Annotated in this window: 5 protein-coding genes; 2 read left to right on the top strand and 3 right to left on the bottom strand. The window is 49.3% G+C overall.

Annotated elements, in window-relative coordinates:
• Nucleotides 1-450, bottom strand: a 450-nt coding sequence (locus AC06ND_RS00045) for a glycosyl hydrolase family 8 (protein ID WP_475676947.1), incomplete at its 3' end; no start/stop codon positions are given.
• A 141-nt stretch (nt 451-591) separates the two neighbouring features.
• Between AC06ND_RS00045 and AC06ND_RS00040 the strand changes: the two genes are divergently transcribed.
• Entirely contained in the window at nt 592-1,518 is a 927-nt protein-coding gene (locus AC06ND_RS00040; RefSeq protein ID WP_475676948.1) for a cation diffusion facilitator family transporter, read from the top strand.
• Nucleotides 1,519-1,522: 4 nt separating this feature from the next.
• Nucleotides 1,523-2,224: a tRNA (N6-threonylcarbamoyladenosine(37)-N6)-methyltransferase TrmO gene (gene tsaA / locus AC06ND_RS00035; protein ID WP_475676946.1), complete on the top strand. Its 702-nt coding sequence runs from the start codon at nt 1,523-1,525 to the stop codon at nt 2,222-2,224.
• A gap of 149 nt (nt 2,225-2,373) precedes the next feature.
• On the opposite strand, the gene AC06ND_RS00030 is transcribed toward tsaA, so the two are convergent.
• Nucleotides 2,374-3,711, bottom strand: coding sequence for an NADP-specific glutamate dehydrogenase (locus AC06ND_RS00030; protein ID WP_475676945.1), 1,338 nt, complete (start codon nt 3,709-3,711; stop codon nt 2,374-2,376).
• A 708-nt stretch (nt 3,712-4,419) separates the two neighbouring features.
• Nucleotides 4,420-5,097: RHS repeat-associated core domain-containing protein (locus AC06ND_RS00025; RefSeq protein WP_475676944.1), on the bottom strand; the 678-nt coding region annotated here is incomplete at its 5' end.

Genomic DNA, 5,097 nt, shown 5'->3' with positions numbered 1-5,097 from the left:
CTCGCCGTCAGATGCAGGGCCACGACCCTTGATGGTACCGTCGGTAGCGAGGCTCCATGCGAAATATCCCTTCATTGGGCCATCCTGATACTGCATGTACTTCTTTGCCCATCTCCAGATGCGGTCGAACACGTCCTTCTTGTCGAGCTGCACGGCAATCATGAGACCGTAAGACATACCCTCGGTACGTGCATCGTAGTTCTTGATGTCGGATACATATCCGAGAGAGTCGCCGACCTCGAAGTATACCTTGTTAGGGCCCTCGAAGACTTCCTTGTAGATATCATCAAGCTTCTGGTCAATCTCCTTCTGAGAATAACCCATCTCGGCGAATACGTTACGATATTTGTGGGTTTCGAAACCACCCTTATCCCAAGGTTTCTGAATGCCCTTAGGTGCACATGCCACGAGGCAGAGACCCGCAGCGATAGTAAGGAGTATCCTTTTCATCAGTGTATTGGTTGTAGTTAGTATCTGGTTGGCATTTATAGCCAATCAAATATAAGAATAAAGCCTCTCATATCAAAAAAGTACCAGGACATTCAGCCGCCCATGAACTAAAAATGATTAAATTTGATGCACCAAAAGAGAATTCGGATGGAAAACAGTCAGAGAGAGAAAGAAATCTACAAGGTGACGCTGGTCGGCAGTGCGATCAACGTTGCATTGCTCGTATTCAAGTTCGTGGCTGGTATCCTGGCCCGAAGCTCTGCCATGACCGCAGACGCCATCCACTCCCTCTCAGACTTCATCACCGACATGATAGTAATCGTCTTCGTAAAGATCAGCAGCAAGCCGGATGACGAAGACCACACCTACGGCCATGGCAAGTACGAGACACTCGCGACCACCATCATCGGACTGCTTCTCGGAGGAGTTGCAGTCGGCATCATAGTCAAGGGTGCGATCATGATTGCTGAATGGGTACAGGGAAATGAGCTGGAGAGTCCGGGAATGCTCGCACTCTGGGCCGCTCTCGCATCCATCATCCTCAAGGAACTGGTCTACCAATATACCGTCCGCAAGGGAAGGAAGATCGACTCCCCTGTCGTCGTAGCTAATGCTTGGCACCATAGAAGTGATGCGCTCTCCTCTGTCGGCACCCTCATCGGTATAGGCGGCGCCATACTCCTCGGCAAGAGATGGACGGTGCTCGACCCTCTGGCCTCGATAGTCGTCGGAGCGATGATCATGAAGGTTGCCATCAGGCTCCTGAAGGATGGACTTGACGAGCTCATGGAGAAGTCGCTTCCACCAGAGGCAATGGAAAAGATACTTGCAATCGTCAGAGAGTATCCCGACGTGGAGGAGCCTCACCACCTGCGTACGCGCCGTATCGGCAACATATCCGTAATATCCATGCACTTCAGGATGGACGGAGAGATAAGCCTCAGGATGGCTCATACGCGCACTTCCCAGATCGAGCAAAGGCTCAAGCAGGAATTCGGAGCCGACACCATAGTCAACATCCACGTGGAGCCGATAAAGAGGCCTGGCGAGGACTATCTCTGCGAATAACGACATGACAATCGAGCCAATCGCACATATCCGAAGCGCGTTCCCGGAGAAATTCGGAATCCCGCGTCAGAGCGGCCTTGCGGAGAATCTCTCTGCGAGGATAGTGTTCGAGCCCCAGTACAGGAACGCAGATGCACTCCGCGGCCTTGCGGAGTTCGACTATATTTGGCTTATATGGGAATTCTCAGCAAATCGCAGACGCGGCAAGAATGAGGAAGCGTCATCCACATGGCAGCCAACCGTACGGCCTCCGAGGCTGGGCGGGAACAAGTCCATGGGAGTATTCGCAACCCGTTCCCCTTTCCGTCCCAATCCTCTCGGGCTCTCCTCTGTGCGCATCGACCACATTGACCTCGACAGCGCCGAAGGACCTGTGATCTGGGTCAAGGGAGCAGACCTGATGGACGGCACTCCTATCTACGACATCAAACCCTACATCACCTACGCCGATTCCCATCCTGAGGCAGCAAGCGGATATGTGGATACTCTGCCTGAGAGAAAAGTGGAAGTCACCATTCCCGAAGGTCTGGTATCACGCTTCGCCCGCAACGGAAGGTTCCTGGTCGAGCTTCGCGAAGTGCTCAGCCTGGACCCTCGCCCATCCTACCAGGACGACCCGGAGAGGATCTACGGACTTAGCTTCAGCGGGCACAACGTAAGATTCAAGGTCACTGATGGTCACCTTACTGTAACGGACATAGAGTAACGCAGTGTAGACGGCATGCCCCTCGGGGCAGCTGCGATAGCAGCGGGGATAAAATTAAAGAAGCTGGCCCTTGGGGTCAGCCTCTTCTTTATTGGGGAAAATTTGTTAAGTGTTCGGGGAGATAAGTTCGTTCTTGGGGAGAGAATCTACTAATATACACCCTGAGCCATCATTGCCTTGGCAACCTTCATGAAGCCGGCAACATTTGCGCCCTTGACGTAGTTCACATAACCGTCAGGCTCGGTACCATACTTCACGCAGTTCGCATGGATATCGTCCATGATGGCGCGGAGGCGGTTGTCAACTTCCTCTGAAGTCCATGAGAGACGCTCTGAGTTCTGTGACATCTCGAGACCAGATACAGATACACCACCTGCATTTGAAGCCTTACCTGGAGAGTAGAGAACCTTAGCCTCCTGGAGAACCTTGATAGCGTCAGGTGAGGTAGGCATGTTTGCACCCTCAGCGACTGCGATCACGCCGTTAGCTACGAGAGCCTTTGCATGATCCTCGAGAAGCTCGTTCTGGGTTGCGCAAGGAAGAGCGATGTCTGCCTTCTCACCCCATGGCTTAGCGCCGTTGCCGACGTACTTCACGCCATACTTCTCAGCATATTCCTTGATACGTCCACGGTAACCGTTCTTGAGGAGCATTACATACTTGAGCTTCTCCTCGTCGATTCCGTCTGGATCGTAGATATATCCGTCAGAGTCTGACAATGTGAGGACCTTACCACCGAGCTGGAGGACCTTCTGTGCTGCATACTGAGCAACGTTACCTGAACCTGAGATGAGGACTGATTTGCCCTTCACGTCAAGGCCCTTGGTAGCGAGCATATCCTGGAGGAAATACACGACACCGTAACCGGTTGCCTCAGGACGGATGAGTGAACCACCGAACTCGATACCCTTACCAGTGAATGTACCGCTGAACTCCTTGGTGAGCTTCTTGTACATACCGAACATGAAACCTACCTCACGTCCACCTACGCCGATGTCACCTGCAGGGACGTCGATGTCCGGACCGATATGACGAGAGAGCTCCATGGCAAATGCCTGACAGAAACGCATGACCTCAGTGTCTGACTTGCCACGTGGGCTGAAGTCTGAGCCACCCTTACCGCCACCCATAGGGAGAGTGGTGAGAGAGTTCTTGAAAGTCTGCTCGAATGCGAGGAACTTGAGGATGCTGAGGTTTACAGAGCTGTGGAAACGGATACCACCCTTGTAAGGACCGATAGCGTTGTTATGCTGGATACGATAACCCATGTTTGTCTGGATCTTTCCGCTGTCATCCATCCAGTTCACACGGAACATATAGACACGCTCAGGGATGCAGAGACGCTCGATGAGGTTGTAACGGTCAAATTCAGGATGGTTATTGTACTCATCCTCGATTGAATAGAGGACCTCCTCTACTGCCTGGAGATACTCAGGCTCATTAGGGAAACGACGCTTAAGATCGCTCAATACTTTTTCTGCCTTCATAGTTCGTTAAATTTGTTTTGATAAAGGTAATTAAATTTTTTAAAAACAAAATAAAAAATCTTCAAAAAATCAACATAATCAATGTTTTAACGACCCAGAACACCACTTTCAAACTATCATACAACAGTAACAATATCGCAAAAACCTACAATTTGACAGCGCATTTTTCGGCACAAATAGGAATCACCCACACCACAGCGTTGACATATTGAAACTTTTAACACCCCAACAGAACAAAAGTATAAGGGCTGTCTCTTCCCCGGCATGCCCTCGGAGAACAGGTCCCAATCGATTCCCGTGAGCCACGAACGGATGTTGTATGTTAGGATAACTCATCTATGTTATATCATATGACATCCGCAAACATTAAAAGTAAGATGATTGGCAGTGTGCCCCAAAATAACCACGCTATGATAATAACTGTCTGGACATATGTCGGGAGGTCTCTAAATATTTTGTCACAATCCCCATATTCTTTATAGTCAATCGTGAACATGAGAATCGTAAAAATAATCGCTATGGTATAATAAACCGGTACTAAGATAGCACCGTCTCTGCTATTTCTGTCAATGAGCATTGCTCCGAAACAGAGTGACCATATAACGATTCCGCCTGTTAAACTATCTATACGCCACTTGTCAATTTCCCAAAAACGCCACATTCTCACCGCAAGGTAAGAGAAAATATTAAGTATTTGGATTACCGTTTTTACTTCAGTTTTGTAAATAATAACTCTTGAATACGTTGGTCATTTCTTCCATCTGAGGTGTCAAAATCTATATAGTTTACAATGCCATATCCGACATTAGTGTTTTGTGATAAATACATAAATATAGACATTCCATCTCGAATGTTCGATGCCAAGAATTGGACTAAGTTATTCTCCACGGAAAGAGTTATGCCATTTGCAATATTGAATATCTCACTATGATCACCATCATTCCTAATGATTTGAATAGTATTTATTGTATTATCTGCTTCGATTGCCGACAAAGACCCATCTTGGTTAATAATCCATCTGTCTCTTCCATCCGGATCCACCCTATTCACCGGATCTCCGGCGCAATAAACATACGGACTGACAGACGGATACTTCTCGGCGAGCGGGTCGATCGTGGTGAATCTTCCCATCGAGGTCTCGAGGTATCTTGCACTGAAGTCGTAGAGTCCGGTTTCCGTCGCAAGTTCCTTGCCGGTGAAGCGGTAGCGGTTGTCTGACGTGCTTTCTACCATTCGGGCATCCTCGATCAGGTCTCCGTACGGATAGTACTGGTTAACCTGCCTTACGCTTCCGTTCTCGTCCGCCACGACCCTCACGCTCCCGAGGTGGTCGGTGAGGAAGAACATGTACGTAGGCGTGTTGCCGCTCATCTGGGCATATCCTCC

The sequence above is a fragment of the Candidatus Cryptobacteroides sp. genome (genome assembly GCF_056207615.1).
This window is presented reverse-complemented; position numbering and strand designations above follow the sequence as displayed.

Excerpts from the sequence above, each read along its gene's own strand:
- AC06ND_RS00030 (WP_475676945.1), bottom strand. The coding sequence starts at position 3,711 with ATGAAGGCAGAAAAAGTATTGAGCGATCTTAAGCGTCGTTTCCCTAAT.
- tsaA (WP_475676946.1), top strand. The coding sequence starts at position 1,523 with ATGACAATCGAGCCAATCGCACATATCCGAAGCGCGTTCCCGGAGAAA.